This is a genomic window from Bradyrhizobium sp. WSM2254 (genome assembly GCF_000472645.1).
Classification (GTDB): domain Bacteria; phylum Pseudomonadota; class Alphaproteobacteria; order Rhizobiales; family Xanthobacteraceae; genus Bradyrhizobium; species Bradyrhizobium niftali.
Genome location: NZ_AXAB01000019.1, coordinates 38,607 through 63,915 on the forward strand (window position 1 = coordinate 38,607; position 25,309 = coordinate 63,915).

21 protein-coding genes are annotated in these 25,309 nt (G+C 63.6%); 10 read left to right on the top strand and 11 right to left on the bottom strand.

All coding sequences use genetic code 11. The features are described 5' to 3' along the window. Window positions 1-66 precede the first annotated feature (66 nt). The 6 genes from A3M7_RS0114200 (at window position 67) to A3M7_RS0114225 (ending at window position 5,907) form a co-directional block, all read left to right on the top strand. The gene (locus tag A3M7_RS0114200; protein WP_027544540.1) at window positions 67-552 is read left to right on the top strand and encodes a hypothetical protein; all 486 of its coding nucleotides are present in this window, start codon (window positions 67-69) and stop codon (window positions 550-552) included. Window positions 553-661: 109 nt separating this feature from the next. Further along, a complete protein-coding gene (gene moaA / locus A3M7_RS0114205) occupies window positions 662-1,696 on the top strand; it encodes a GTP 3',8-cyclase MoaA (protein WP_027544541.1) in 1,035 nt (344 codons plus the stop codon). A 292-nt stretch (window positions 1,697-1,988) separates the two neighbouring features. Then, on the top strand, window positions 1,989-2,528 hold the full coding sequence (locus tag A3M7_RS0114210; protein WP_011086532.1) for a TRAP transporter small permease subunit: 540 nt from the start codon (window positions 1,989-1,991) through the stop codon (window positions 2,526-2,528). Further along, window positions 2,525-4,126: a TRAP transporter large permease subunit gene (locus A3M7_RS0114215; RefSeq protein ID WP_027544542.1), complete on the top strand. Its 1,602-nt coding sequence runs from the start codon at window positions 2,525-2,527 to the stop codon at window positions 4,124-4,126. Before A3M7_RS0114210 ends, A3M7_RS0114215 begins: the two co-directional genes overlap by 4 nt. A 121-nt stretch (window positions 4,127-4,247) precedes the next feature. After that, the gene (locus A3M7_RS0114220) at window positions 4,248-5,534 is read left to right on the top strand and encodes a M20/M25/M40 family metallo-hydrolase (protein ID WP_049823398.1); all 1,287 of its coding nucleotides are present in this window, start codon (window positions 4,248-4,250) and stop codon (window positions 5,532-5,534) included. Between the two features lie 136 nt (window positions 5,535-5,670). Further along, a complete protein-coding gene (locus A3M7_RS0114225) occupies window positions 5,671-5,907 on the top strand; it encodes a hypothetical protein (RefSeq protein ID WP_027544544.1) in 237 nt (78 codons plus the stop codon). 186 nt (window positions 5,908-6,093) lie between these two features. Here the strand turns inward: A3M7_RS0114225 and A3M7_RS0114230 are convergent, their stop codons facing one another. The 7 genes from A3M7_RS0114230 to A3M7_RS0114260 form a co-directional block, all read right to left on the bottom strand. Beyond that, the gene (locus A3M7_RS0114230) at window positions 6,094-7,182 is read right to left on the bottom strand and encodes a TRAP transporter substrate-binding protein (protein ID WP_027544545.1); all 1,089 of its coding nucleotides are present in this window, start codon (window positions 7,180-7,182) and stop codon (window positions 6,094-6,096) included. A 151-nt stretch (window positions 7,183-7,333) separates the two neighbouring features. Next, window positions 7,334-8,692, bottom strand: a complete 1,359-nt coding sequence (locus A3M7_RS0114235) for an ATP-binding protein (RefSeq protein WP_027544546.1) — start codon at window positions 8,690-8,692, stop codon at window positions 7,334-7,336. Between the two features lies 1 nt (window position 8,693). Further along, window positions 8,694-9,368: a response regulator transcription factor gene (locus A3M7_RS0114240; protein ID WP_027544547.1), complete on the bottom strand. Its 675-nt coding sequence runs from the start codon at window positions 9,366-9,368 to the stop codon at window positions 8,694-8,696. 191 nt (window positions 9,369-9,559) lie between these two features. Further along, window positions 9,560-12,913 (bottom strand): CHAT domain-containing protein, encoded by a 3,354-nt coding sequence (locus tag A3M7_RS0114245; RefSeq protein ID WP_084302146.1) that lies wholly within the window; start codon window positions 12,911-12,913, stop codon window positions 9,560-9,562. Window positions 12,914-12,988: 75 nt separating this feature from the next. Further along, window positions 12,989-14,587 carry a hypothetical protein gene (locus A3M7_RS0114250; RefSeq protein WP_027544549.1) on the bottom strand — a complete coding sequence of 533 codons (1,599 nt, stop codon included), beginning with the start codon at window positions 14,585-14,587 and terminating at the stop codon, window positions 12,989-12,991. A 10-nt stretch (window positions 14,588-14,597) separates the two neighbouring features. Continuing rightward, window positions 14,598-15,830 carry a CHAT domain-containing protein gene (locus tag A3M7_RS0114255; RefSeq protein ID WP_167770689.1) on the bottom strand — a complete coding sequence of 411 codons (1,233 nt, stop codon included), beginning with the start codon at window positions 15,828-15,830 and terminating at the stop codon, window positions 14,598-14,600. Between the two features lie 509 nt (window positions 15,831-16,339). After that, window positions 16,340-17,113 carry an SDR family NAD(P)-dependent oxidoreductase gene (locus A3M7_RS0114260; RefSeq protein WP_027544551.1) on the bottom strand — a complete coding sequence of 258 codons (774 nt, stop codon included), beginning with the start codon at window positions 17,111-17,113 and terminating at the stop codon, window positions 16,340-16,342. A 299-nt stretch (window positions 17,114-17,412) separates the two neighbouring features. Between A3M7_RS0114260 and A3M7_RS44110 the strand changes: the two genes are divergently transcribed. Continuing rightward, window positions 17,413-19,182, top strand: a complete 1,770-nt coding sequence (locus A3M7_RS44110; RefSeq protein ID WP_245284248.1) for a tetratricopeptide repeat protein — start codon at window positions 17,413-17,415, stop codon at window positions 19,180-19,182. 54 nt (window positions 19,183-19,236) lie between these two features. Here A3M7_RS44110 and A3M7_RS48510 read toward each other — a convergent pair whose 3' ends face one another. Then, a complete protein-coding gene (locus A3M7_RS48510) occupies window positions 19,237-19,413 on the bottom strand; it encodes a hypothetical protein (RefSeq protein WP_156936874.1) in 177 nt (58 codons plus the stop codon). A gap of 257 nt (window positions 19,414-19,670) precedes the next feature. On the opposite strand from A3M7_RS48510, the gene A3M7_RS48515 reads away from it, so the two are divergent. Further along, the gene (locus tag A3M7_RS48515; RefSeq protein WP_156936875.1) at window positions 19,671-20,009 is read left to right on the top strand and encodes a hypothetical protein; all 339 of its coding nucleotides are present in this window, start codon (window positions 19,671-19,673) and stop codon (window positions 20,007-20,009) included. On the opposite strand, the gene A3M7_RS0114280 is transcribed toward A3M7_RS48515, so the two are convergent. From A3M7_RS0114280 to A3M7_RS0114290, 3 genes are all read right to left on the bottom strand, one after another. Then, window positions 19,970-21,061 (bottom strand): TRAP transporter substrate-binding protein, encoded by a 1,092-nt coding sequence (locus A3M7_RS0114280; protein WP_027544552.1) that lies wholly within the window; start codon window positions 21,059-21,061, stop codon window positions 19,970-19,972. The genes A3M7_RS48515 and A3M7_RS0114280 overlap by 40 nt on opposite strands. A 203-nt stretch (window positions 21,062-21,264) precedes the next feature. Continuing rightward, window positions 21,265-22,401, bottom strand: a complete 1,137-nt coding sequence (locus tag A3M7_RS0114285; protein ID WP_027544553.1) for an Mrp/NBP35 family ATP-binding protein — start codon at window positions 22,399-22,401, stop codon at window positions 21,265-21,267. A 55-nt stretch (window positions 22,402-22,456) separates the two neighbouring features. Next, window positions 22,457-22,894 (bottom strand): VOC family protein, encoded by a 438-nt coding sequence (locus A3M7_RS0114290; protein WP_027544554.1) that lies wholly within the window; start codon window positions 22,892-22,894, stop codon window positions 22,457-22,459. Window positions 22,895-23,093: 199 nt separating this feature from the next. Between A3M7_RS0114290 and A3M7_RS0114295 the strand changes: the two genes are divergently transcribed. After that, complete coding sequence (locus A3M7_RS0114295; protein WP_027544555.1) at window positions 23,094-23,966, top strand: NAD(P)-dependent oxidoreductase; 873 nt, start codon at window positions 23,094-23,096, stop codon at window positions 23,964-23,966. 22 nt (window positions 23,967-23,988) lie between these two features. Then, window positions 23,989-25,266, top strand: coding sequence for a sodium:proton antiporter NhaD (gene nhaD, locus A3M7_RS0114300; RefSeq protein WP_027544556.1), 1,278 nt, complete (start codon window positions 23,989-23,991; stop codon window positions 25,264-25,266). Window positions 25,267-25,309: the final 43 nt, after the last annotated feature.

Below are 25,309 nucleotides of genomic sequence, written 5' to 3' on the forward strand. Positions count from 1 at the left end.
GCCCCAAACGACGCTCCTAAGGTCGGTCGGGGATGTGGCGGTTCGTCGCAGTAGAAGTGGATGGTCATGCGTCGTGTCAGCGCGATTGCGTTAGCGGGAGCGAGTCTCCTGGAGGCAACAAGTCTTGGTGGTTGCTCCTCGATGTCCTGGGACATGTTCAAGTCGGCGCCGCCGACGGTGCAGGTCCAGCTCGAATCCAACCCTCCGGGGGCTGACGCCAAGACCTCGCTCGGCCCGGGCTGCAAGACCCCCTGCTCGGTCTCCATTCCCGCCCCCGATGCCCCGTTCACGGTTGCTTTCGCGCTGCCCAAGTACCAGCCGGCGAGCATCCCGGTGAACATCATCAAGAACCCCGGCGATCTCACCACGCCCGCCTCGGTCACCACCGATCCGAATCCGGTGTTTGCGGAACTCCAGCCGGCCACCCCGCCCAAGCCGGTGAGGAAGCCGCACCGGCCGAAGAAGCCGAAACCGGCCGCAGCCGCGCCCGCAGCAGCCGCACCGGCCGCTGGAGACTCGCCCTTCCCCGATCCGAACGCGGGCAAGCGCTGACCTCCGTTATCGGCCCCAATTGTCCTCAGGCACCGCGATGCTTAGATTGCTTCGAGGGCACCGTTGAAGCAAAGATGCGCCCGTCGCCGTCAGTGACAAGGCATTTGGTATGAACGGATCTTCCGCGAATCCCCGCGCAGCGCTGTCGAGCGCCATGACCGATCCGTTCGGGCGGACCATCAGCTATTTGCGTGTCTCGGTCACGGATCGCTGCGACCTGCGCTGCTTCTACTGCATGTCGGAAGACATGACGTTCCTGCCCAAGGCGGACCTGTTGACGCTGGAGGAGCTCGACCGGCTCTGCTCGGCCTTCATCGCCAAGGGCGTGAGGAAGCTGCGACTCACCGGCGGCGAGCCGCTGGTCCGCCGCAACGTGATGACGCTGGTGCGCTCGCTGTCGCGCCACCTGTCGAGCGGCGCCCTCGGCGAGCTGACGCTGACCACCAACGGCACGCAGCTGGCAAAGTATGCCCGGGAGCTTGCCGATTGCGGCGTGCGCCGCATCAACGTCTCGCTCGACACGCTCGATCCCAGGAAGTTTCGCGAGATCACCCGCTGGGGCGAGATCGACAAGGTGCTGGAAGGCATCGAGGCCGCGCGGGCCGCAGGACTCGCCGTGAAGATCAACGCGGTGGCGCTGAAGAACCTCAACGAGGACGAGCTTCCCGAGCTGATGCGCTGGGCTCACGGCAAGAACATGGGCCTGACGCTGATCGAGGTCATGCCGATGGGCGAGATCGGCGCGGGACGGATCGACCAGTATCTGCCGCTGTCGCTGGTGCGTGCGCGCCTTTCCCAGCAATTCACGCTGACGGACCTCGCCGAAAGCACCGGCGGCCCGGCGCGCTATGTCAGCATTGCCGAGACCGGCGGCAAGCTCGGCTTCATCACGCCGATGACCCATAATTTCTGCGAATCCTGCAACCGGGTGCGCATTACCTGCACCGGCACGCTGCACACCTGCCTCGGCCACGAGGATGCCTCCGATCTGCGCAAACCTCTGCGTGCATCGGACGACGATATGCTGCTTGCGGATGCGATCGACCGCGCCATCGGGCTGAAGCCCAAGGGCCACGATTTCATCATCGACCGCCGCCACAACCGCCCCAGCGTCTCCAGGCACATGAGCGTCACCGGCGGCTGAAGATCGGCCCCTCCCCGCTAACCTAAGCTTTTGACGGCGCGTCAATTTGTCCATTTTCCGATTGACGGCACGTGAAGCCACTGATTTGGTGCGACCGCCTTTGCTTGCCCGGCAACATAAGCCGGCCCGCCCGTTGGCGGTCGCGGTCAAGACGGCAAGGCACGAGGGGAGGACTGACGCCGCAATCGCTCCGGAATGCAATCCGTGCGGTCGTGTGCATCTTGCACGCGAGCCGAGCGATGTGTGCTGAAGCCTCCCGTGAAGTGTTAGGCCGCGACGGAGAGAAAGTAAGATGCGTCCATTGCTGGCGCTCAGCAACGCCATCGACGCCCTCAACGAAAAGATTGGGTACGTCTGTAACCTGCTCGTGCTCCTGGCGTGCCTGGTCAGCGCGGCCAACGCCATGATCCGCTACGCCTTCAACGACTCGTCGAACGGCTGGCTGGAGCTGCAATGGTACATGTTCGCCATCCTCGTGATGTTCGGCTCGGCCTACACCTTCAAGCGCAATGAGCATGTGCGGGTCGAGATCTTCTACCTGACCTTGTCCGAGCGGGGCCAGCTCTGGCTCGACATGATCGGCACGCTGTTCTTCCTGATCCCCTCCTGTCTCCTGCTCGCCTATCTGTCCTGGCCGTTCTTCATGCAGGCCTATAGCGTCGGCGAGACGTCGGCCAATGCCGGCGGCCTGATCCGCTGGCCGATCAAGTTCGTGATCCCCGCCGGCTTCGTGATGCTGGCTCTCCAGGGTGTTTCCGAAGTCATCAAGCGTATCGCGGCTCTCCAGGGCTATGTGACGATCGACGCCAAGTACGAGAGGCCGACCCAATGATTACGCTGGAGATGATGCCGCCGTTGATGTTCGGCGGCCTGGTTCTGGCGATGCTGATCGGCTTCCCCGTCGCGTTCACGCTGGCGGCCGTCGGCCTTTCCTTCGGCTTCCTCGCCATCCATCTCGGCTTCTTCGATCTCAACTTCCTCCAGGCGATTCCCGGCCGCGTGTTCGGCAGCGTGCTCTCCAACGAGCTCCTGCTCGCGATCCCGTTCTTCACCTTCATGGGCGCCATATTGGAGAGATGCGGGCTGGCTGAGGACATGCTGGATTCGATGGGCCAGCTGTTCGGCCCGATCCGCGGCGGTCTCGGCTATTCCGTCATCATCGTCGGCTTCATCCTGGGCGCCATCACCGGCACGGTAGCCGCGCAGGTGATCGCCATGGCGCTGATCTCGATGCCGGTGATGATCCGCTACGGCTACAACATGCGCTACATCACCGGCGTGCTCGCCGCCTCCGGCACGATCACGCAGCTGGTGCCGCCCTCGCTGGTGCTGATCGTGCTCGCCGACCAGCTCGGCAAGTCGGTCGGCGACATGTATCTCGGCGCCTGGGGCCCCTCGGTGTTCCAGATCATGCTGTTCGCCGGCTACACTTTCATCCTCGGCCTGATCAAGCCGGGCCACGTGCCGCCGGTGCCGAAGGAGGCGCGCACGTTGACCGGCTGGCCGCTGTGGAAGAAGTGCCTGATGGGCATCATCCCCTCGGCCGTGCTGATCTTCGTCGTGCTCGGCACCATGATGATGGGCCTTGCCACGCCGACCGAAGCCGGCGCGATGGGTGCCGTCGGCGCCATCGTGCTCGCCGCGATCCACCACAAGGACTTCACCTCGACCGACCGCAAGATCTTGATCCTCGGTGTGATCGCTGCCGGCATCGGCACCATCATCGCGATGATGTACAGCGAGAATCTGATCTTCAAGCTCGCCTTCGCCCTTACCTATCTGGCGGTGGCGTGGATCTGCATCCGGGCCGCGCGCATCCCCGACCTGCGCGACCTGATCACGCAGGGCTACCAGTCCACCATGCGCCTCACCTGCATGGTCACCTTCATTCTGATCGGCTCGACCTGCTTCTCCGTGGTGTTCCTCGGCGTATCCGGCGGCGTCTGGCTCGAGCACCTCCTGACCTCGCTGCCCGGCGGCGTCTGGGGCTTCCTGATCTTCATCAACCTCTTCATCTTCTTCCTGGCCTTCTTCCTCGACTTCTTCGAGATCGCCTTCATCATCCTGCCGATGATCGCGCCGATCGCGCAGAAGATCCTCGCCCCCGTGGTGGGACCGGACGCGGCGCTGATCTGGTTCGGCGTGATGCTCTGCGTGAACATGCAGACCTCGTTCCTGCATCCGCCCTTCGGCTTTGCGTTGTTCTACCTGCGCGGCGTGGCGCCGAAGGAAGTGAAGAGCTCCGACATCTACTGGGGCGCGATGCCCTGGATCGGCCTCCAGCTGATCATGGTGATGCTCGTGATCATCTTCCCGGTCACCGTGACGGGCCTGCTTGACAAGCCCCTCAACGTCGATCTCGACAAGGTCAAGATCGAGGTGCCGCAGATCGAGCTGCCACCGCTGGATCTCGGCCCACCGCAGAAGTAGCGGCCATAACCATCGCCGTCATGTTCCGCCTCGGCGGTTCATGACGCGCGCGTCCGCGCACGTGACACGCGCCGCAAACACGGGCATACCGGGCCATCCTCCAACTGATGGACCGCCGCGTATGTCCCGATCCCACCCTGCTCCGTCGCTCACTCCCTTGATCGCATCGCTCTGGCTGGCATGTGCCGCAACGTTTGCGCATGCGGAACCGATGACCGATGTCCATGCATTGGCGCAAAAGGAGCAGCAGCCGCTGCTCGACACGCTGCGCGATCTCGTCGGCATCGAATCGGGCAGCAAGGACATCGACGGCCTGAACCAGATCGCCGAGCGCGTTGCCGGCCAGCTCAAGCAGCTCGGCGGCACGGTGGAGATTTTGCACCCCACCGACATCTATCGCCTCGACGACACGCCCGAGACAATCGGCCCGGCCGTGCACGCCGTGTTCAAGGGCACCGGCAGCAAAAAGATCATGCTGATCGCCCACATGGACACGGTGTACCTGAAGGGCATGCTGAAGGACCAACCGTTCCGCGTCGACGGCGACAAGGCCTACGGCCTCGGCATTGCCGACGACAAGCAGGGCGTCGCGCTCATTCTCCATACCGTGGCGATGCTCCAGAAACTCAACTTCAAGGATTACAGCACGCTCACGGTGCTCACCAATGGGGATGAGGAGATCTCCTCGCCCGGCTGGCGCAGCACCATCACCAAATTCGCCGCGGATCAGGACGCGGTGTTCTCGTTCGAAGGCGGCGGCACCGACGGCACGCTGCGCCTCGCCACCAGCGGCATCGGCTCGGCCTATCTCACGGTGCTGGGCAAGTCCTCGCACGCGGGCGCGCGGCCCGAGGGCGGCGTCAACGCGCTGTACGAGCTCTCGCACCAGGTGCTGCAGATGAAGGACCTGTCCAAACCCGAGCAGGGCCTGAAGCTGAACTGGACGGTTTCCAAGGCCGGCACCAACCGCAACGTCATCCCGGCCGACGCCACGGCCCAGGCCGATGCGCGTGCGCTCAAGGTCGCCGATTTCGACGAGTTGCAGAAGGCACTGCACGAGAAGATCAAGAATCGCCTGCTGCCCGACTCCAGGGTCGAGCTGAAATTCGAGGTGCGTCGTCCGCCCTTGGAAGCCAGCGACGCCTCGCGCCGCGTCGCGGCCTACGGCAAGACGATCTATGGGGAGATCGGACTGTCCCTCAAGGTCGACGAAAAGGCGACCGGCGGGGGCACCGACGCCGCGTTTGCCGCGCTCAAGACCAGCGGAGCCGTGGTGGAGGGCATGGGCCTGTCGGGCTTCGGCGCGCACTCCAACGATGCCGAATATGTGCAGATCAACAGCATCGTGCCGCGGCTTTATCTGGCCACGCGCATGATCATGGACCTGTCCACGGGCAAGCTGAAATAGCGGCCGGATGCCAAACCCGAGTCCACCGCCGGTGAACGCCTGATCCCGATGACCTGGATCAGTTACTATCCAGGACTTGTTTGCTAATTTGCCGGATATGGGCAAATCTCTGTTCCAGGACGGAAGGACGAGCTTCATGAGCAGGCCGGTCAAGACTGAAGGCGAACTGATCGCAATGGCGAGGGCCGAGTTGAAGGTTCACGCCGACTGTCCCGATGGAATGGCGATTTCCATCGTTCGCGATGGCGACTCCTGGGAGTTTCGAGCCAGTGCGGATCAGGCCACTTCCGATCGGCCCGGCTATCCCGAGTGTGTCGCCATGCTGGTCCAGATCGGCGATCACCTCAGCAAGCAGTATGACATCGGGGGGTAGACGGACCTCGAGGCTTCGAACACGCGCGTCGCGATTTCACGACACGTATTCGATCACCATCGTCAGACCAGCTGCGACGCCATCACGACAAGCAACGGAACTGCCGTTTCAAAGAACGGCAGCGCGCTGCGACAGCAGCGCCCTGAAGCCGTTGCTTCGGGGCGCCGCACGCGACAGAAGTCGCGATCAGCTCTGCGACCGCCGCGCCATGAAGATGTCGTAGCCGACTTCCGCGACCTGGAACCAGGCGTAGCCATCGCCGGTGAACTTGGCGAGGGAGTCGTGGACCTTCTTGAAGTTGGCGTTGGTCGCGCCGACTTCGGCGTGCAGCTCCTTGGCGGCCTTGTAGCAGGCCTCCATGATCGGCGGCGAGAAGGCGTGCAGCTTGGCGCCGCCCGCGAGCAGCTTCTTCAATGCGAGCGGATTGGCTGTGTCGTAGCGTGCCATCATGTAATTGTTGGCGTAGTGGCCGGCCTGCTCCAGCACGCTCTGGTAATATTTCGGCAGCGCATTCCATTTGTCGAGATTGACGAAGGCCAGCAGCATCGGCCCCCCTTCCCACCAGCCGGGATAGTAGTAGTGCGGCGCGATCTTGTAGAAGCCGAGCTTCTCGTCGTCATAGGGACCGACCCATTCGGCGGCGTCGATCGTGCCTTTTTCCAGTGCGGGATAGATGTCGCCGCCGGCGAGCTGCTGCGGCACCACGCCGAGCTTCTGGAGCACGCGGCCGGCAAAGCCGCCGATGCGGAATTTCATGCCCTTGAGATCCTCGGGCGTGTTGACCTCTTTCCTGAACCAGCCGCCCATCTGGCAGCCGGTGTTGCCCGCAAGCAGCGAGACGACGTTGTAGCTCTTGTAGAACTCGTTGAGGACTTCCCGTCCCCCGCCCTGCATGTACCAGGCCTGGTTGATGCGCATGTTGGGACCGAACGGCACGGCCGAGCCGAAGGTGAAGGTCGGATCCTTACCGAAATAATAGTAGGACGCGGTGTGGCCGATCTCGCAGGTGGCGTTCTGGACGGCGTCGAGCACCTGGAGGCCCGGCACGATCTCGCCGGCCGCGAAGATCTGGATCTGGAATTTGTTGTCGGTCGCCTCGGCGACCATCTTGCACATCATCTCGGCGCCGCCAAAGAGCGTGTCGAGCGATTTAGGCCAGCTCGTCGGCATGCGCCATTTGATTTCCGGCATCGACTGCGCGATCGCGGGAGCCGCGAGCGTGGCGGCGCCGGCCGCACCAAGTCCTGTGACCTTGATGAAGTCTCTTCTTTTCATGATTTCCTGCCCTGATGGATTGTGATTCTGGGCCTTCTTGCTGAGGCTTGGATGCCAGCATGGAACATTGCAGCGCCGATTTCCATCCGGATCAGGGGGCAGGAGACGAAATGGCGGGCCTTGCCGCCATTTCAATCCTACGACTTTAGGCTTAGACGGCGGCTTGCGTCATGTCCGCCAGCCTGAAGCGCAGCGTGAACTCCGCGCCGCCGCCGGGAAGATTCTCCACCGCAACCGTCGCGTCATGATCGTCCGCCACGCCGCGCACGATCGACAGGCCCAGACCGGCGCCGTCGCTGCGCTGGCGGTCGGCGCGCCAGAAGCGCTGGAAGATCAGCTCGCGCTCGGCGTCCGCGATGCCGGGGCCGCAATCGCGCACGCGCACCACGCCGTCGTCACCGACCTCGACATCGACCGAGGTGTCCTTTGCGGTGAACTTGATGGCGTTTTCGGCGAGATTGAAGATCGCGCGCTGGAGCATCTCGGAATTGCCGTGCACCAGCACCGGCGCATCGGTGCCCTTGAGTGCGATGTCCTTGTGCTGGGCGAGCGCGAACGGCGCGATCGCGCCGACCACCTCGGTGCAGACGGCGCGCAGATCGGCGGTCTCGCCGGGATCGAGCACCAGCGTGTCGAGCTCGGCGATCTCCAGCAGCTGGGCGACGATGCGGCTCATGGCTTCGATGTCGGCATGCAGCGCCTGCCTTGCCGCGCCGTCGCCGAGCGTCTCGATCCGGGTGCGCAGGATTGCGAGCGGCGTGCGCAATTGATGCGCGGCGTCCGCGGTGAACTGGCGCTGCACGCGAAAGCCGTCCTCGAGGCGATCGAGCGCCTGGTTCACGGCGGTGACGAGCGGCATGATCTCGCGCGGGATCTGCTCCGTCGGCAGGCGGATGTCGGTGCGCGCCGGGCCGATATTGCTGGCCTCCTCCGAGGCCTTCCACAGCGGCGCGACCGCACGGCGGAAGATGATGATGTCGGTGGCGAGCAGGATCAGCAGGATCGGGATGGTGATCCACCCGACCCGCCGGAAGAAGTTCGAGATGATGTCGTCGATGATGACGTCGCGATGCGAAAGATCCTCGGCGACGCGGATGCGCACCGTCCTGCCCTCGATCACGCGGCTGACGCCGGCACCGGAAATCGTCTCGGACAAGCGTGGCGGGGCGGTATCACCGGTCTTTCGCCGCGACGAGAACAGCACACGTCCGTCGGCATCGCGAATGTCGTACTGGTAGCGGCCATAGGCCTCCGAATAGAGGCCCCTCAGACTGTCGGGCAGATTGAACGTCAACGTGCCGTCCGGCTGCGGGACGATGCGCTCGGCGAGCACCTCGGCCTGGGCGCGCATGGCATCGCGATGCAGCTGGTCGACCTCGGAGTTGAGCAGCCAGAACAGCACCAGCGGCAGGAAGATCGCAACCACTGCGACCGCGACGATGTGCAGGAATACGATGCGCGAGATCAGCGATTTGAACGTCGGCCTGGCGAATGACCGGGCGGCGGACACGCTATTTCTCCTCGGCCATGAGATAGCCGACGCCGCGGATGGTGTGGATCACGACCTTGGCGCCGTGTTCGCTGAGCTGCTTGCGCAGCCGCGAGACGTAGACCTCGACGGCGTTGGAGGCGACTTCGCCCTCGAGGCCGAAGATGTGGTCCTCGACGTTCTTCTTCGGCACCACCCGCCCCTGCCGGCGCAGCAGGATCTCGAGCACCGAGGCCTCCCGGGCGGAGATGATCCGCGGCTGGTCGTCGATGAAGATCTGGCGGCTCTCGGTGTCGTAGACGAGGTTGGCCAAGCGCAGCGAGCGGCCGAGCAGCTGGCCCGGCCGGCGCAGGATCGCCTCCAGCCGCGCCACCAGCTCCTCCATCGCGAATGGCTTTGCGAGATAGTCGTCGGCGCCGCTGCGCAGGCCGTTGACGCGGTCCTGCAAGCCGCCGCGCGCGGTCAGCACCAGGACCGGCAACGGCTCCATCTGCCGGCGCAGCTCGCGCAGCACCGACAGGCCGTCGCCGTCGGGAAGGCCGAGGTCGAGGATCATCGCGGCATAGCTGACGCTGCCGACCGCCTCGCGCGCCTCGGCCGCGCTGCTCACGATGTCGCTCTCGTAGCCGGCCGCCGACAGCCCGCTGGCAACCAGCCGCGACAGCTCGGCATTGTCCTCGACGATCAGAAGGCGCATCGCATTTCCCGCCGGATGTTCCGGTGTCACAGCACGGCTCGCGCCGCATCTGCGCTCTCTTCCCCCATTCGTCCGGTTTCGGCCAGCGAAAAAACGCCGGGCAGGCCGGCCTCCCGCCCCTGTCAGGTCCATGTAAGGCGGTCCGGCGCGAGCTCGGGACGCAGAGGGCGTCGGATGGATCCCGGCTCCGGCTAGGGAGCTTCCGAGGCGCGCGCGAACGGATTGCCATACACGGAATAGGCCAGCCAGGTCAGTTCCTTCCGGTTCTTGGCGGCCTCGCGCGCGGCACGGACGGCATCAACCAGCGCATCGCCCTGCTTGAGCGAACGATAGAACGCCTCGGCAAAGCTGTAGGCCAGCTTGTCATCGACCGACCACAGCGCGCCGACCAGCGCGCCCGCGCCGCGTTCGGAGTACGGCCGCAGGAATGCATCGACGAAACCGGCGACACCTCCGCCGATGCCGCGCCCGGCGCGCCCGGTCTGACAGGCGTTGATGAAAACGATCGGATTCGGCCCGCTCTCCGCGAAGCGGGCAAACGCCTTGACCTGATCCGCCGAGAGCGAGTCCTGCGCAAAATTGCCGTCAACCTCGGTACCCGTCATCAGCAGGTCGGCCGTCATCACCGCGCGCTGTGCCGCCTCGCCATGGCAGGCAAAGTGCAGCACGTCGCATTCCCTCGCATCCTTCTGCAGGAAGCTGGTCACGGCGATGCTCTCGGCCGGCACCTCGCGCGGGCTGCCGAAGAGCTTGACCAGCATCTGGCGCTCGGCATCGGCGCCTTCGAGCCGCAGACCAGGATCGACATAGGCCGGGATCACGTAGTTGACGCGATCATTGCCCATGGCGAGCTGCGGACCAGGCCACGGCGTGCTGTGCAGCCAGCGCACCAGCCCCCATTCCGCGAGGAAGCCCTTCCCGTCAGGTCCGGACTTCCGGTCGTTGATGTAGAGCAGCTCCCAGGGAATGAACGGCTCCTCCGAGATGACTTGGATCGCGCGGATCGCATCGCGGTGGGTCCACAACGCCTCGCGGACCCTGTCCGGCAACAGCTCGTTTGCCATGACGATTCCGTTCGCCTGCAGGCGCGACAGGAACTGGTCGTACAAGCGGTTCGTTGCAAGCCACGAGCTCTCGATGCCCTTGAATATCTCCGCAACATAGACATCGCGGGAGAAGCCGCCCGGAAGCGTGCGCGATTCCGAAACCGCGATGTTCGGGTCGACGCAGGCAAGATCGAAGCGCAGCGTCACCTTGCCGCTCTCCACGATCTCGTAGATCCGCAGCACCGCCGGCTCGTCCGGATGTGCCGCCATGGCCTGTCCGACCTGGCCCCGGCGCAAGGTCTTGCTGTCGGCGTCGACGAACACAGGGGCCAAGGCAAATGACGCGAGAATGCGCGGGCCCTGCCGCGCTTCGACAAGGATGTCGGCCGCGCCTTCCGCGGCGCCCTCCACGACGAACCGAAGCGACTCCGCTCTGCGGTCCTGCGGCGTGTCGATCTCGACGGTGGTGTCTCCGATGACCCGGCAATTCTTGCGCGCGATGATTTCGACGACGATCTTGCGAGCCGTATCGACGTTGACCGGCGCATCCAACGCGGCCGAGGCCGGGCTCTCGGCGGCCTGGATCTTCTGTCGGGAGACCGTGACGAACAGCGGGACCGGCTTCTTCGGCGGCGGGTGAGACTCGATCTCCGCAGCGAAATAGCAGGCGGCGGTTCGTGACCCGGGCGACGTCGATGCCGGGGGCGGCGTGTCAGTTGCGGCAGGCGCCTCCTGTGGCCCGGCTGGCCTCGCCGAAGGAGCGGAGCGCGATCGCGTCCGTCGCAATGTGAGCGTGTCCGACATGGAGCCGGATCCGGAGCTTTCCCATTCGCGAGCAGCCGGACTGGATTCCTGCAGGCGTTCGACGATGGACGCCACTCCCCGCCTCGATCGCCGCGCCGGCGCCTGCAGGTCGATTTGTTCCGGGACCCGATCAGGACGAGGTTCACCAATATCCAGCCACTCGCTCAATTTCGAGGGCACAATATCCGTCGCAAAATACGTGGTGTGAAAGACGTCGTCCGTATCGCCGAAAGCAAACGTCGCGTCCTTCGCAAGGCGCGGGCCACGGGTACCGAACGATGTCATCGACGCCGTATCCACCACCAGATCGTTGTCGAGCTGGAACAGGCGATTTGTCACGCGATCGGCAATGAACTCGGCGAACTCCTTCGTCACGCCCTTGTCGGGTGCGACCTGCGCCACGAAATTCGACGTGATCGCATAATAGGCTGCGAGCCTGTCGAGAGGACCGGCCGCTCCGTTCAACTCCCTGACGAGATCGCTTGTTGGCCGCATCGCGGCAAGTCCGGGCACCCGGCCCTCGTCGATGGCGACTTCGGAAAACGCCTGGACGAAACGGCCGACGGTCTTGATCCCCTGCGACACGACGGGGCTCAGCGCTGCCCCTCCTGCGAGGAATGAAACCGCGCGGACGCCGGCCATGATCCCGTTGGTGTAGAGGTCGATCATCGCCGCCCAGTTCTCGGGCTCGGCCAGATGCGTTCCGGCATTGGTGCAGCCGACAAAGATGGCCTTGCCGAACCGGATGTCCGGCCGCTTGTCCGCAAGCAGGTTTTCGGCCACGCGATAGACCAGTGCGCCGCGACTGTGGATGACGGCGTCGATCGAGGAATTCGCGGGAATGCCGAGCGCCTGCAGTGCGGCAACAAGAGCTGCCGCATTCTCTCGGGGGGCAACCGTCAGCGTCTTGTGATCGAAGCCGAGGACGGCGTCGTAATGCGCACTGGCCTTCGACAGGAACGTCTTCCCGCCGTCGGAACCGGCAAGCTGCGCGAAGCCGCTCGCCGTCGACGAGAACGTGCCATGCACCATGAGCAGGATCTTCAGCGGGCGGTCCTGCGGCAGTCGAGGACGCGCCGAGCGCGCCGGTGTCCATGCGGCCGGATCGAGCCCGGCCATCACCACGATGCCCTCTTCCCTGTCCCCCTCGATATAGTCGGTCGCCACATCGATCGCCGTTCGGGCGGCAAACTTCAGCACGTAGGCACGGACCGGATCGATCAGCTTGTCGGACACCCAGTCGAGAACGGGGCCGCGCTTGCCGCTTGCGGCGGGCGTTCCGCGCGCCGTCCCCCTCGTCCCGGCCGTCAGAGGAAATACCAGAACTTGTCCACCTCCACGCCGCCTTGCCGGTTGGCCCGCCGGCTGCGGATAGGTCCAGGCATAGACACCGCCTGCTCCTTCGATCAGGACCATCGCCCTTTCGGACGGGCCGACTTCGACCTCGATCTGCGTCGGCGTCGACGCGTCCCGTCGCAACGCGCGAGTTCCCGGGCGCGTCGGCACCATCTCGACTTCGGCGGCGATGGTGAAGTCGGACGCCGACAACGCCCCCCTGAGCTGATCGGCGCCACTGATCTGGCTTGCAGTCCCACGGCGAAATCCCCGCCGGACAGGACCGTCCTGAACGATCCTGATTTCGACATCGTCGGGACCACGAACCACGATCCCGTTCGCTACTTCGAGTTCAGCCATGACTTCGCCCCTGTCCAGACGGTCTGCTTCGTCGCGTCCTCGTGTGCCGCTCGGGCTTGCGGGCCCGGCGTGAAATCAAGTCCTGACCTGCGTGCTCGGCTGAGACGCCGGCGCCGCCCATTCGAGCCGATTGCCATTGAGCGCCGACGACTTCCGGATCAGCTTGTTGGCCTCGATGTAGGCTTCCGCGGTCGACGGCACGAGATAGCCCATGACGAAGCCGAGCAGACCGAACAGAGCGACGATGCTCCCGTACACCAGCCAGGAGATGTACGGCATGTTCAGACCGAAATGCCTGCTCACCAATGTGAAGCCGATGAGAAGGCAGACCATGGCACACGCCATCACCACCGCATGGGTCGCGCCGTCCCTCAGCCTTGCCTCGTGATAGTCCAGTGCATCGGCCCTCAGCCGCACGTCGAGAAGAATGCTCAGGACCAGCGTATTGGTCAGGAAGACCAGGGACAGCAGCGAGCTCGCCGCAAGCGGATGACCGCTCGCCAGCCAGCCGGGCGCGATCGGGATCGTGCTGTAAGTTATCCAGAGGACGGCGTTGCCGGCCAGATAGGACAATGCCCCGAAGACCACGTAAGAGCGCCACGGCAAGGCGTACAGCGAGGGACGCGCGAAATTTGTCGAGGTCTTCGGATAGATCGCAAAGAAGATCGAGATCGTGAGGGCCACCGCATGTGCGGCGGAGGAGAGCCCTCCGGTCAGCGAGCCGACTTCATAGTTCTTCGACAGGTTCATGAAGAACAGCGGCAAGACGGAGACCACGAAGTCGAGCACGAAGATGATCACCAGGGGCGCAAACGGCAGCGGCTGAGGGAGAACGGTCTGATATCCGAAGCTGGAGATCAGCTCAGTCCGTGAGTCGCGCCTGTCGACCACCGACAACGTCGCCTCGGCCAATCGACGCTGGTACGCGACGCGCAGGTCCTCGCATTCCTCCACGATGAAATCGGAAATCTCGAGCACCAGCTCCACCGCGTCCACATCCGACACCGTGATGTCCTCGGTCAGCAGGAGCGCACGGGCCGACCGTCGCAGCATTCGTCGATATTGCTTTTCCATCTCGTCGAAGGCGGCCTTGCGGGCGCGGAAAAATCTCGCGAACCGCTTGTTCTCGCGCAGTTCGACAAAACTGGTATGGAGGGAAGCGACCTGCTTGATCATGCTTGCCGCGCCGACGGCGAGCACCTGGTTGTCGTCATTGAGCGCCTTCTCGATCAGCCCGGCGGGAACGCCATACCCTGCGAGCTCGCGCTGCAGCTCGGGCGCCGCCCGCTCCGTCACGCTGATGGGCGACCGCGCGATGGCGACGATGACGGTCTCCACGGCCTGTGGGTAGCGGGCCAGCGTCTGCATCATGCTCCGCAGAAAATCGATCACCCAACCGAGCAGCGGCAGGTGGGGCGCCAGCACCATGAAGGCGATCGTCCCCGGTATCGCAACGAGAAGTTCGACTCCGCGGGACATCAGGATCGCGACGAAGAAATAGAACACCACCGAAATCGTGACGTAGCCAACGACCGCGAAATAATAGCGATCGCGCATCACGGCATAGCGAATGTCCGCGGTTTGGAAGGGCGCGTGAAAGTCGATCGCGCTGACGATGCAGATCGCGATCGCACCGAGGCAGAGAGCTACGATCGAGTGGTCAAGGCCATGCATGGATGAAAACTCACTCCGATCCGGCCCGGTCCACGAAAATTTCCCCGTCGAGGCCGCGCATATAAAGCACCGGCGAAATCCATTCGGCGAACTGCCGCGCCTTCAATTCAGCCCGGGTATGCGCCAGCGCGGACTGGATCGATACGTTTTCCGCCAGGTAGGTGTAGAAAGTATCGGCGAACGCGAGACCCATATTGTCGCTGATCTCGAACTGCATGGCGATCACGGCGGGCACGCCTCCCTGAATGAGCTCGGCGGCGGTGCTCGAGAACAGGGAGCCCGGTTCGCCCTGCGCGCCGCTGCAGGAGTTCAGGACGACGAGACTCGGCGTTTGACCGGGCTGGGTCAGGAACGCCTTCAGCGAGTCGGCATAAAGCCTGATGCCCTTCGACCCGCCCTCCTCCTGGACCACGATGAAGCCCATCTGCCGCTCGGGATCGTGGCCGCCATGCCCGATGAAGTGAAACAAGTCCCACCGCTTGCCTTCATCTCCCCTCAGGAAGCGGCGGTTGAGATCCCGCGCCTTTGCCGAGGGGATCCAGGACAGCTTCATCCGCTTGCCGTCGTTCAACTCGCTCAGCGCCTTCTTGATCGCGACCTGCTCGGCATCGACCTCGATCTCGTCCAGCGGGAATCCGTTCAGGACCTTGACCCGCGCAGCCATGCCCAGCATCCGTATCGGCCTTGCTGCGCACGCCCGGCGCTCCTCGACATAGTCGTCGACGGCGCGCATGAATGGCGTGCTTTGGGACGTCGTCACGTAGAAGCGGTTCTTCTTGTCGTACATCGTCTCCCAGGGCACGTAGGCGAGCGTGGGATCGGTGACCCGCAGACGGATCAGGAACGGCTGATCGTCCTTTCGCGCCGCATGGGAACATTCCTGATAGAGCTCGAGGATCTTGCGCTGAAAGATGAACTCGAAGAGTTGCGATCCGACTTCCTGCACGATCCGTTCGTCCGATCCCGAGGTCAGACTTCCGGCAGCGTCACGGAGAGCGGGTTTTGCCTCATCACCACCGCCTGCCGCGGCCGCATTCTCGTTTCGCGCGCGCATCGCCACGTCGGCGCTGCGCGCGGCAGCGCACTGGAGAATTGCTTCCTGCAATGGCCTCAGATTCTGACGAAAACTCGGCTTGAGCTTCTCGACTTCAATCTCGCGGCACGTTGAATTGTATTCCGCGACGATACGGCAATGACTATCGCCACTATCTTCAATGGTCAGATTGAAAACGACTTTCGCCACGACGCAACCCTCAGCCGCGCACATGCCAGCGCAAAAATCTCACGCCTACTCAAAGTCTATACCGGACAGAAAAGCGCGCAATGGGCGAGTAGCGGTTGTAATGCCGCACATCTGCACGCGCCGACCGCCCGGGGATCGGCGCAAGCCGCACCCCGCGGTGTCCGTGCCGTTCTCCGCATCTACGGGTGCCTGCATCTCGCCGGTCACCCCGCTTTTCCGCCCAGGACGCGCACCATCCATGGTGCACGCCTGATTGGAATCAAATCGAATGATCGTCAAAACGACGCGGAACCGGCGTTCAGACCTGCCGCTCGTAGCTTGCGCGCCCCAGCCGCGGCTCGCACACCGCTTCGCGGCGATCGGCGCGGAGCGGAAGCTTGCCGGCTCCTGGGCTTTTCTAGAGCCTATTCTCCGGCACGATTGTGAGCGGTTTCACATCTCCCGTTTTGTTGATCCCGCCCGACTGCTTTGAGCTGCGCCGGAACCGAGAGCATCGTGCAGGCCGCAGGCTATGCCGCTGGAAGCTTCACGCCTGTCAGCTCCCGCAGTCCGGCGATGAGGGCGTCCTGGAATGTCGGGTCGGTCGCCTCACCGGCCGGCTGCTCCTGCCGGAGGTGATGCCAGTAGCGGCCGCTCACCAGCGCAGCCGGCTCTTCGCTGACGGCAAGCCAGGACTGCGTCTGCTGTCCGGTGTCGAGATCCACGGGGGCACCCGCACCGCCCATTTTGGTGCGCACCCAACCGGGATCGACCGCATTGCTCAGGACGCGCGGCCAGCGCCGTCCCAGTGCGTAAGCCAGCGCGACCGCGTGCAGCTTGCTTTCGGCATAGGCCTTCGCCGCATCCCAGCTTCGCTTGGTCCAGTCGAGGTCGCGCAATGAGCCCTCGCCGCCGCGGTGCAGACCGCTGCTGAGATAGACCAGCCGCTTCGGCCGCGCGATCAGGGCCGTCAGCATGTACGGCGCCAGCGTGTTGATTGCCAGCGTGCCGGCGTGCCCCTCCGCTGTCGCGCCGCGGCTCCGCTCCGTGTAGACGCCGGCATTGTGGATGATCGCGTCCATGCGTCCGATCGCGTTGACCTGGTCGGCGATGCCCTTCGTCTCGACGGCGCTCCTGAGGTCGCCGACCACGATCGCCACAGCATGCGAGGCGAAGTCCGCAACCGCCGCGGCGCGATCAGCCGATCGCGCGTGCAGCACCACCCGGTGGCCCTGATCGAGCAGCGCTTGCGCCGCCGCCCGGCCAAGACCATCCGTGCTGCCTGTGATGAAGGCGATCGCCATGCGCAGCTCCCTTACTCCCTGGCAGAACGCAAGCCCGACATAGCGGCTCTCTGCGCGCCTAATCCCCTGCGATATTGTTTCGTCGCCGACCTTCTCCATCCAGTCAACGTTTTTGCCGCCGGAGGATCCCTGGATGGCGATCTGGGTCCCCTCCGTCGTCGGCGACGCCCCGTGTGACGTGAGGCATGGCCCGGCTTCGATCTCCTGGCTTCTTGCCGGTTGCCCCAAGGTCGTCATCGATGGCTGGCGAGTCGCCTCGGAACGCCGAAAAATCTCTTGATCGAAACCTCTGCGTGATCATGATTGATGCGGTTAGAGGATCATTTGAGGGTACAATGAGAAGGTTGCTACTTATTTCTTTTGTGCTTGCTGCTGATGTCATGGTCGGCCTTTGTACGGCTGCTGCACAATCAGCCGTTGACCTTTGTAACCGAGGAAGTGTCGACGAAGTGATCGCTGGTTGCAGCACAGCCATCAAACAGAATCCGAAGAGTCAAAACGTGTCGATCGCCTATCACAACCGTGGATCGGCTTGGAGCGCCAAGGGCGATTACGACAAAGCCATCGCTGATTTCGACAAAGCGCTAAGGTTGAATCCGAAGTTGGCGTCCTCTTACAGCAATCGTGGTCGAGCCTGGGCGATGAAGGGCGACTACGACAAAGCGATCCCCGATATGAACGAGTCGATTCGGCTGAACCCGAAGGATGCGGTCGCCTATCAAAATCGTGGCACGGTTTTCTACCACAAGGGCGACTACGACAAAGCAATCGCCGATTGGAACGAGTCAATTCGGTTGAACCCAAGGGAAGCGACGGCTTACAGCGGCCGTGGCTCGGCTTGGATGGGCAAGCGTGACTACGACAGAGCAATCGTTGACTTGAACGAGTCGATACGGTTGGACCCGAAGAATGCGATTGCTTACAGCAATCGTGGTCTGGCTTGGACCGGCAAGAGTGGTTACGAGAATGCGATTGCTGATTTGAACGAATCGATCCGGCTCAACCCGCGGAATGCGGTTAGCTACAGCGTTCGCGGTTTGGCTTGGAGCTTCAAGGGCGATTACGACAAGGCGATCGCCGATCTGACCGAATCGATTCGGTTAAATCCAAAGCTTGCCAATCCATACAATCATCGTGGAACGGCGTGGAGCAAGAAAGGCGATCTGGACAAAGCGATCAGTGATTACAAAGAAGCTGTTCGGCTGAACCCCGACTACGCGGTTGCACAGGAAAATCTCCAGTTAGCGTTAGACAGGAAACAACGAGCGGATTTACGCAACTCACCCGCTGAAGCAGCGGCACCAAATGATGTTGGGACGCCTCCTGCTGCGGCGCCTTCGGGCGGAAAACGTGTGGCGCTCGTTATCGGCAACAGCAAGTACAGAAATGTGCCAGCGCTCGATAACCCAACACGTGATGCAGAACTCTTCGCACGAACGCTGCGTAATGTTGGTTTTGACGAAGTGACGATCAAGCTCAATCTATCTCGGGCAGAGATGATGGCTGCGCTTAAAGATTTCCAGAAGACGGCTAAAATGTCTGACTGGGCGGCCATCTATTTCGCAGGGCACGGAATAGAGGTCGGTGGCGTCAACTATATGGTTCCGATTGACGCTCAAATGACAGACGAGAACAGCATCTCAAATCAAATGGTCAATATGGAATACCTGCTGAACGCCGCTGAAGTCAGCAAGAAACTGCGATTGGTTATTCTCGATGCATGTCGCAACAATCCATATGCAAAGCAGGTTGGTGTAGCATCGGCATCCCGGGGCATTGACGGGATTGGTTCTTCTGTCATTGGGCAGGGACTCGGTCGTATAGAGCCAGAACCCGGAACGCTGGTCGTCTACTCCGCGAAACATGGCGAATTTGCTCTTGATGGCGATGGCAAAAACAGTCCATTCGCAGAGGCGTTGGTGAAGAGAATGGAGCAGAAGCCTGCGATAGAGGTGCGAAGGCTGTTTGACTTCGTTAGAGAAGATGTCGTCGAGGTAACGCGTAAACAGCAGCAGCCATTTGCATACGGCTCCCTTTCCGCGAAAGACGATTTCTTCTTTCTCAGATGAGCTCAATGGCAGAGATCGTGGCGGCACTTGCTCGTGCCACCTCTCCGATAATCGCTAGTGAACATCCGGCAGAGCTGTCTTCAGTAGGTCGCCACCGAAGAGTTCGTAGATCAGCAGCGAGGTGACGTTGCATTGTCCTGCCGCTGGATTGTGCGCCGTCCATTGGCTGGCGGTCGACAACGACCATGCCTTGCGCAGCGCGCGTTGAATCTCGGCTGGCTCGAAGCTCATCGTCGTCACCCCAACGATCGGCGCCGTGCGCCAATTTCGGATTATGCGATGATTGCTTTCTGCCACTGTTTTGCCCGACGAGTCAAACCGGTTCGCTGCCAGGCGGAGCCCAACTCCATCCGCCCGTCATTGCGAGCGGCTTGTCCGCCGAAGCTCAAAGAGCGAAGGCGGAAGCGAAGCCATCCAGGATCTTTCCGCGGAGGGACTCTGGATTGCTTCCCGGAGCCTGTCATCGGGCCGCGCCTGGCGCGGACCCGTTGGCTCGCAATGACGGTGTCGAAGCAGATGCGCGTGACGATGTCGTTCCGGTCGCCGCCGGGCAAATCGCCGTTTTGGCGCCGGCTGCGCGACGATTGCCGCTTCCCGCTGAAATGCGCCGGCATGTCAAATTGTTAGCAGCATCCGCCGGGCAACGTGCCCTCCCCCCATTTCTACTGTGCATGGGGTTGTTTTCGACATTTCTTGTTTCGGCACCTTCGGATGCGCCCGCAGCAAAGAAAAAACCCGGCCTCGCGAAGGAGGCCGAGCTCTGTCGTCTTGCGACTTGCTCGAAAGATCAGCCGCGGGTGCGCGAGCGGATCATGAAGCTGTCGTAGGTGTATTCGGCGACCTGCCACCACAGATATTCGTCGGAGCGGTAGGCCTGCATGGCGTCGATCGACTTCTTGAAGTCGGCGTTCTTGGCCGAGATCTCCGCCCACAATTCGTTGGTCGCCTTGAGACAGGCTTCAAGCACCTCGTTGGTGAACGGACGCAGCTGGGTGCCGCCGGCAACCAGTCGCTTCAGCGCAGCCGGGTTCTGCATGTCGTAGCGCGCGGCCATCCAGCTGTTGGCGTTGGCCATCGCGTTGGTGAGGATCGCCTGGTAGTTCTTCGGCAGCGCATTCCACTTGTCGAGGTTGGTGAAGGCGTGCACCATCGGGCCGCCTTCCCAGAAGCCCGGATAGTAGTAGTACTTGGCGACCTTGGCGAAGCCGAGCTTCTCGTCATCGTAGGGGCCGACCCATTCGGCGCCGTCGATGGTGCCCTTCTCCAGCGCCGGATAGATGTCGCCGCCGGCGAGCTGCTGCGGCACCACACCGACCCTCTGAAGCACTTGGCCGGCGATGCCGCCGATGCGCATCTTCAGGCCGGAGAGATCCGCAACGGTCTTGATCTCCTTGCGGAACCAGCCGCCCATCTGGGCGCCGGTGTTGCCGCAGGCGAAGCCGATCACGTTCGACTTCTTGAAGAACTCGGTGCCGAGCTCCATGCCGCCGCCCTGGTACCACCAGGAGTTCTGCTGGCGCGCGTTGAGGCCGAAGGGCACCGAGGCGTAGATCGCAAAGGTCGGGTCCTTGCCGACATAGTAGTACGAGACGGTGTGGCACATCTCGACCGTACCGTTCGAGGTCGCGTCGAGCGCCTGGAGGCCGGGCACGATCTCGCCGGCGGCGAACACCTGGATCTGGAACTTGTTGTCAGTCATCTCGGCGACGTACTTCGCCACCTGCTCGCCGGCGCCATAGATGGTGTCGAGCGACTTCGGGAAGCTCGAGGTCAGGCGCCACTTGATCTCGGGCGAGGATTGCGCGATCGCCGGCGAGGCCACCGCGGCGGTCGCCGCCGCGCCTGCTGCCGACACTTTCAGGAAATCACGACGCTTCATCTTCAGGTCTCTCCTTGCTGGGGCGTTTCCCCGAACTTCCTCTTTGCCGCCGCTCATTCCGGCGACGCGCTTGGCCCGCGTCGAACCGAAGGGGCTTGACTGCTGTGGGCGTTTAACACGGAAGCCCCGCCTGCGGAACGCGACATTGGCATGACGGGGCTCTACGAAAGTCGCATGTCCCCAATGGATTGGCCGCGTCTCGCTCAGGCCGCCGCGATGACGCCCTTGAGCTGGTCCCGGACCTGGCCCGCAATGGCGCGGTAGATCGCCGCATGGGGACCGTCCGGCTCGCTGTCGACGACGGGATTGCCGGCGTCCGAAGTGGCGCGAATCGCCATGTGCAGGGGGATCTCGCCCAGGAACGGGACTCCGAGCTTCTCGGCCTCGTGGCGCGCCCCGCCATGGCCGAAGATGTCGGATTTCGTGCCGCAATGCGGGCACTGGAAGTAGCTCATGTTCTCGACGATGCCGAGCACGGGCACGTTGACCTTCCGGAACATCGCAAGCCCCCGCCGCGCGTCGATCAGCGACAGGTCCTGCGGGGTCGAGACGATCACGGCGCCCTTCAGCGGCACGTTCTGCGCCAGCGTCAGCTGGGCATCGCCGGTGCCGGGCGGCATGTCGACGACGAGCACGTCGAGCTCGCCCCATGCGACGTCGCGCAGCATCTGCGTCACCGCCGACATCACCATCGGACCGCGCCAGATCATCGCGGTCTCTTCCTCCACCAGGAAGCCGATCGACATGATCGCGAGGCCGAAGCGCCGGAGCGGAATCATCTTGCGCTCGGCGTTGAGCTCCGGCTTGTCGTGCAGGCCCGTCAGCCGCGGCACCGAGGGGCCGTAGATGTCCGCATCCAGAAGCCCGACCTTGAGGCCGAGGTCGCGCAGGCCCAGCGCCAGATTGAGCGCGGTGGTCGACTTGCCGACGCCGCCCTTGCCGGAGGCGACCGCGATCACCGCAGCGACGCCCGGAATCTCGGATTGCCGCGCCATCGGCGATTGACCGCCCTGCGGCGGCTTGTGGGCATGGACCGGCTGCACGCCGGGCGTGCCGCGGCTTGGGGTGGGCGGCGGAGGTGGTGCAGAGCCCGGCTTGCGCTCGGCGGTCAGCGCCACCATCACGGTGGTGACGCCGGGAATGGCGCGCACGGCGGCCTCGGCCTCGGCCCGGACGGACTCCCAGGCCCGCGCCTCCGCGGCGTCGACATTGATCGAGAAGAACACCTTGCCGTCAGAGGCGCTGATCGCGCTCAGCACATTGGCATTGGCGAGCGCGACCCCGCGCGGCGATTTGATCCGGGCGAGGCTGTCGAGAACCTGTTGCTGCGTCACGCTCAAAGCGCATCTCCATGAGTCCAAGATGTGCCCCATTAGAGCGGAAACGCCCAAAAGGCTACTGCCTGCCGATATCGTCAGCCATCTCGGCGGGCGCCGCCCCCTGCTCCATGGCCGCCTCGTAGTTCAGCTCGATCATCACCCCGTTGGGGTCGTGCACGAAGATCTGCCAGAGGTCGCCGCCGGGCACCTGGCGGGAGTCGAATTTCATCCCTTTGGACGTCAGTCGCTGCTTCATGCCCTCAAAACCGCGGCTGACGAAGGCGACGTGGTGAACAACGCCGGAATCCGGCTTTTGTGGCTCCGAGGTCGGGGAAATATCGACGAGGTGCACCACCGGCCTGCCCTCGCTGTACATCCAGGCCCCCGGGAAGGCGAAATTCGGCCGAGCGCCGTTTTCCAGGCCCAGCACGTCCTCGTAGAAGCGGACCGTCTCGGCCAGATTCCGGGTCCGGATGTTGAAATGATCGAGGACGCCAACGCTCACGCCGCCCATGCTTTCGCTCCCTTTTTTGAAGTCCTTAAGTCCCGCCATCCTAGCACAGGGGGCCGCCAAACGAAGCCGTTGCCCTCCCGGCCTAACGGTTTATGGTGCGCCTCCGATCCGCCCTCGCGGCGGAAGTTCCAGGGCGCCGATTTGGCGTCCCTCGCCCTGCAAGAACCGTAAAACCCAAACTACCGACAAGGTACCACACATGGCTAAAGTCGCTTTCCTCGGTCTTGGCGTCATGGGCTTCCCCATGGCCGGACACCTCGTGAAAAAAGGGGGCCACGAGGTCACCGTCTACAACCGCACCGCGGCCAAGGCGAAGGAATGGGCGGACAAGTTCGGCGGCAAGACCGCGGCGACCCCGAAGGCCGCCGCCGAGGGCCAGGATTTCGTGATGTGCTGCGTCGGCAACGACAATGACCTGCGCGCGGTCACGATCGGACCCGATGGCGCCTTCGCCGGCATGAAGAAGGGCGCGACCTTCGTCGACCACACCACCGCCTCCGCCGAAGTCGCGCGCGAGCTCGACGCGGCCGCCACCAAGGCCGGCTTCAAGTTCGTCGACGCTCCGGTCTCCGGCGGCCAGGCGGGCGCCGAGAACGGCGTGCTGACGGTGATGTGCGGCGGCGCCGAGGACGCCTATGCCGGCGCTGAGCCGGTGATCACCGGCGCCTATGCGCGGATGTGCAAACTGCTCGGGCCCGCCGGCTCCGGCCAGCTGACCAAGATGGTCAACCAGATCTGCATCGCGGGCCTGGTCCAGGGCCTCTCCGAGGGTATTCACTTCGCCAAGAAGAGTGGCCTCGACGTCGCCGCAGTGATCGAGACCATCTCCAAGGGGGCGGCGCAGTCGTGGCAGATGGAGAACCGCTACAAGACCATGAACGAGGGCAAGTACGATTTCGGCTTCGCGGTCGAATGGATGCGCAAGGACCTATCGATCTCGCTGGCCGAAGCCCGCCGCAACGGCGCCACCCTGCCGGTGACCGCGCTGGTCGACCAGTTCTACGCGGAAGTCGAGAAGATGGGCGGCAAACGCTGGGATACGTCCAGCCTGCTCGCGCGCCTCAACCGCTGACGCCTGACGATCTGAAACGACCTTGCTGATCGCGATCGCCGCCATCTTCGTCCTCGCCTATGCGGCGATCGCGCTCGAGCACCCGCTTCGCGTCAACAAGAGCGCCTCCGCGCTGCTCGGCGCGGGGCTGCTGTGGACCATCTATGCGGTTGCGACCGGCGACCACGCGCTGGTCGGCCGCCAGCTCGACGAGTCCGTCGGCTCCACCGCGCAGATCGTCTTCTTCCTGATCGGCGCCATGACCATCGTCGAGGTGATCGACGCCCATGACGGCTTCGAGGTCATCACCTCGCTGATCCGCACCACGAGCCAGGTGGCGCTGATCTGGCTGATCGGCTTCGTCACGTTCTTCCTGAGCGCGATCCTGGACAATCTGACGACCACCATCGTCATGATCTCGCTGATCCAGAAGCTGATCGCCCGTCGCGACGACCGCCTGCTGTTCGCCTCCCTCATCGTCATCGCCGCCAATGCGGGCGGCGCGTGGACCGTGATCGGCGACGTCACCACGACCATGCTGTGGATCGGCGGGCAGATCTCGCCGCTGAAGATCATGAGCGCGGTGTTCCTGCCCTCGCTCCTCAATCTGCTCGTGCCGCTCGTCTTCATCAGCTTCTCGCTCAAGGGCAAGACCATAGCGCCGCCGTCGAAGGACACCGGGCTGCTGGTCATCGACCGGTTCGAGCGCAACCTGATGTTCTATCTCGGGCTCGGCACCCTGATCGCGGTGCCGGTGTTCAAGGCAGTGACGCATCTGGCGCCGTTCATGGGCATCCTGTTCGGGCTCGGCGTGCTCTGGCTGGTCGGCGAGATCGTGCACCGCCACAAGGACGAGCATGTGCGCCAGCCCCTCACGCTGGTGCACGCGCTGGCACGGATCGACATGAGCTCGATCGTGTTCTTCGTCGGCATCCTGCTCGCGGTCGCCTGCCTCGATCACGCCGGCCTGCTCTCGATGCTGGCCAAATGGCTCGATGCCACCCTCGGCCGACAGGACGTCATCGTCGTCGCGCTCGGCCTGCTCAGCGCCATCATCGACAACGTGCCGCTGGTCGCCGCGACCATGGGCATGTACGACCTCGCGCATTATCCGCCGGACAGCTTCATCTGGGAGTTCATCGCCTATTGCGCCGGCACCGGCGGCTCGATCCTGATCATCGGCTCGGCCGCGGGGGTTGCCGCGATGGGGCTCGAGCGCATCGAGTTCCTCTGGTACGCCCGCCGCATCGCCGGCCCCGCGCTCGCCGGCTATCTGGCCGGTGCGGTGGTATACATCGCGCAGCACGCGGCGCTGCGTTGAGCCGTTCGGGCCGGATCCAGATTAACGCCTGGTTAACGTAATT

Bases quoted from the DNA above. Each gene is read 5' to 3' on its own strand.
- A3M7_RS0114200 (WP_027544540.1), top strand. From the start codon at position 67: ATGCGTCGTGTCAGCGCGATTGCGTTAGCGGGAGCGAGTCTCCTGGAG.
- moaA (WP_027544541.1), top strand. From the start codon at position 662: ATGAACGGATCTTCCGCGAATCCCCGCGCAGCGCTGTCGAGCGCCATG.
- A3M7_RS0114210 (WP_011086532.1), top strand. From the start codon at position 1,989: ATGCGTCCATTGCTGGCGCTCAGCAACGCCATCGACGCCCTCAACGAA.
- A3M7_RS0114215 (WP_027544542.1), top strand. From the start codon at position 2,525: ATGATTACGCTGGAGATGATGCCGCCGTTGATGTTCGGCGGCCTGGTT.
- A3M7_RS0114220 (WP_049823398.1), top strand. From the start codon at position 4,248: ATGTCCCGATCCCACCCTGCTCCGTCGCTCACTCCCTTGATCGCATCG.
- A3M7_RS0114225 (WP_027544544.1), top strand. From the start codon at position 5,671: ATGAGCAGGCCGGTCAAGACTGAAGGCGAACTGATCGCAATGGCGAGG.
- A3M7_RS0114230 (WP_027544545.1), bottom strand. From the start codon at position 7,182: ATGAAAAGAAGAGACTTCATCAAGGTCACAGGACTTGGTGCGGCCGGC.
- A3M7_RS0114240 (WP_027544547.1), bottom strand. From the start codon at position 9,368: ATGCGCCTTCTGATCGTCGAGGACAATGCCGAGCTGTCGCGGCTGGTT.
- A3M7_RS0114245 (WP_084302146.1), bottom strand. From the start codon at position 12,913: ATGGCTGAACTCGAAGTAGCGAACGGGATCGTGGTTCGTGGTCCCGAC.
- A3M7_RS0114250 (WP_027544549.1), bottom strand. From the start codon at position 14,587: ATGCATGGCCTTGACCACTCGATCGTAGCTCTCTGCCTCGGTGCGATC.
- A3M7_RS0114260 (WP_027544551.1), bottom strand. From the start codon at position 17,113: ATGGCGATCGCCTTCATCACAGGCAGCACGGATGGTCTTGGCCGGGCG.
- A3M7_RS44110 (WP_245284248.1), top strand. From the start codon at position 17,413: ATGATTGATGCGGTTAGAGGATCATTTGAGGGTACAATGAGAAGGTTG.
- A3M7_RS48510 (WP_156936874.1), bottom strand. From the start codon at position 19,413: ATGAGCTTCGAGCCAGCCGAGATTCAACGCGCGCTGCGCAAGGCATGG.
- A3M7_RS0114280 (WP_027544552.1), bottom strand. From the start codon at position 21,061: ATGAAGCGTCGTGATTTCCTGAAAGTGTCGGCAGCAGGCGCGGCGGCG.
- A3M7_RS0114290 (WP_027544554.1), bottom strand. From the start codon at position 22,894: ATGGGCGGCGTGAGCGTTGGCGTCCTCGATCATTTCAACATCCGGACC.
- A3M7_RS0114295 (WP_027544555.1), top strand. From the start codon at position 23,094: ATGGCTAAAGTCGCTTTCCTCGGTCTTGGCGTCATGGGCTTCCCCATG.